This is a genomic window from Psychrilyobacter sp., from assembly GCF_049671765.1.
Taxonomy (GTDB): domain Bacteria; phylum Fusobacteriota; class Fusobacteriia; order Fusobacteriales; family Fusobacteriaceae; genus Psychrilyobacter.
This window is the reverse complement of record NZ_JBATVM010000106.1, coordinates 1-2,577: the sequence shown is the minus strand read 5'-3', so window position 1 is coordinate 2,577 and position 2,577 is coordinate 1. Positions and strand designations below refer to the sequence as shown.

4 protein-coding genes are annotated in these 2,577 nt (G+C 27.8%); all 4 read left to right on the top strand.

The genetic code is table 11. The annotated features are described in order from the left end of the window. A partial coding sequence (locus WBG30_RS05220) for a hypothetical protein (RefSeq protein ID WP_424503590.1) occupies positions 1-976 on the top strand: 976 nt, incomplete at its 5' end. A gap of 17 nt (positions 977-993) precedes the next feature. After that, positions 994-1,281: a hypothetical protein gene (locus WBG30_RS05215; RefSeq protein WP_424503589.1), complete on the top strand. Its 288-nt coding sequence runs from the start codon at positions 994-996 to the stop codon at positions 1,279-1,281. A gap of 82 nt (positions 1,282-1,363) precedes the next feature. Next, positions 1,364-1,840 (top strand): hypothetical protein, encoded by a 477-nt coding sequence (locus WBG30_RS05210; RefSeq protein ID WP_424503588.1) that lies wholly within the window; start codon positions 1,364-1,366, stop codon positions 1,838-1,840. Between the two features lies 1 nt (position 1,841). Beyond that, entirely contained in the window at positions 1,842-2,372 is a 531-nt protein-coding gene (locus WBG30_RS05205) for a permease (protein ID WP_424503587.1), read from the top strand. Positions 2,373-2,577 lie beyond the last annotated feature (205 nt).

Sequence of the window (2,577 nt, the reverse complement as noted above, 5' to 3'; positions counted from 1 at the left end):
ACCTTGTATGAAACCAGCTGTCACAAATAGTCAATTTATACCAAGAATTAATACTACCACTATTAATTCAATTGATATTTTGGATGTTCCAGTTAGAACTAATATTTTGCCAGATGGTAGTGAAATTGAAAGATCTTTTGTTTATGATAATAAAATTATTAGTTTAAATAATCAATTTCATGAGGAATTTTTAAAAATATGTTTAAAAATTAGTAATTCAAAAGAATTTAAGTTTTTTATAAGTATTGACTTTATAAAAGCAACTTCTTTTTATTGGATACAAAATAAATATATTTCAAAATTAGATTTAGATTTCACAACTTTTTTCGAAGAACAAGTAGCAAGCAAAGTTAAAAATTATAAAACTTGGTTTCCGATATCTAATTTTTTTATTGAAGAAAATTTTTCTATAGGAGATGTTGATTTTCAAGAGGTTACTGAAGAACTAGTTGAAACATGGTATTTCAAAGATACTGATGAAGACAATAAAAAACTTACAGATACTATTAAATTAATGTGTGAAAAAGACAAAAAGGAGCTTAAAGGTTATGCTATGGGAGTTGTTAAAGTAAAAGCAGAACCGAAGTTAGTAAAAAATATTTCTATTGAAAAATTAGATATTGTACTAAGTATTTTAAGAATTTTTGAAGGAGTTATTTTTCAACCAAATAAAAAATCATATTGTGTACCAAAAGGTTTAGAGAATAAAGAAGCTTCTATTAGTTATATTACTGACTATCAAGATTGTCTCATTTACAAGGAAGAGATATTACCATCATCACACCCTTTACCTTTTAAATTAGATAAGGTTTCTTTGAACGAAATTATTAACTTTGAAGGATTCAAGCTTATTGATAAAATATTAAAGAGTGACAGCATGACACCTTTTCAAGAAACTTGCCTTAACTCTTTTATTATTTATTCACAGAGTTCTCTTAAGAGAAATATTTCAGATAAAATTATATATATATATTAGTTTCACTTGAATCTCTGTTGCTTAAAACTCAAGGTGAACCTATTCAACAAAATGTTGGAGAAAGATTTGCATTTTATTCAAAAAAGAAATCGACTGAGCGAAAGGAGTTAGTAAAACTTTTTAGAAAAATTTATGATATCCGTTCTAAATTTATTCATCATGGAAAGGAAATTGAAAATATGGATACAATTTCACTTTTTATGGAAAATGTTTTTAAGTTCTTTTTTCACTTGATGCTTGATTTAGAGAACTTTAAAACAAAAGAAGATTTTATAAAGCATATAGATGAAATTAAATTTAGTTGAAATGACATATAATACTCTTGCAAAACGTAAGGATTCGGTATAGAGGAATATTTAACTACGAAACCTAGCAAGGAGAAAATAAATGAATTTTATTTTATACATTATTACCATATTTCTTTTGATATTATCTTATTTCAAAGATAAAAAGAAAACCATGAAGGCACTCAAAAAAGCTTTGAAAGCATTTGAAAATATACTCCCTCAATTTTTAGGAGTAATTGTTCTTGTGGGAATACTATTAGCTGTTTTTAATCCCGAAATAATATCTGGACTTATAGGAAATAGATCAGGATGGTTAGGAGTTTTAATTGCAGGAATTATAGGAGCGATAACTTTAATACCGGTATTTGTAGCTTTTCCAACAGCGGCAATGTTAGTGGAAAATGGTGCAGGGTATATGCAGATTGCAGCCTTTATATCTACTCTAATGATGGTAGGAGTCATAACTCTTCCTGTTGAGATAAAATATTTTGGGAAACGTTTTGCTATTGTAAGAAATTCAATAGCATTTGTATTTTCTTTCGTTGTAGCTTATATAATAGGGATTTTGGTGGTATAAGATGAGATTTATAAAAAGATATAAATTTTTAATAACAACACTTATAATTTTAACTATCCTGTTTTTTGTGAATTATGAATTAGGAATAAAAGCTATAGATATAACTGCTTATTCGTTAAAAGAGATGGTCTTTGTAATCCCTCCTGTATTTATACTGCTGGGACTCCTAGATGTCTGGGTACCCAAACAGGCTATGGTAAAATACATGGGTGAAAAATCTGGGCTAAAAGGTATTTTGCTATCTATATTTATAGGATCAGCAGCAGCCGGGCCTCTTTATGGAGCTTTTCCTGTGGCAGCCGTATTTATGAAAAAGGGAGTTAAGTTTAGTAATATAATTATATTCTTAGGAGCTTGGTCTACGACTAAGATACCTATGTTACTCTTTGAAATGGCATCTCTAGGCACAAAATTTGCCATTATTAGACTGATAGTAGATATCTTTGGTATAATTATCATTTCAAGGGTAATTTGTAGAATAATTCCTAAAGATGAGATAGAGAATATATATATTAATGCAGAGAAATTTTAGGAGATAATTGCAGGAATAGGAGTAGGGAAACTCCTCATTGTAGATTTTGATAAAATTGAAACAGATAATTTTGGATTGTTGAAAGTGTAAAAATTATAATAGAGAGAGGATGACTATAGGATCATTTCTCTCTTTTTTAGTGATTATAACTAAGTTTTTATAGAAGTCTAGTTATAATGTTTTATTAACTAATAAAATTGTGTTA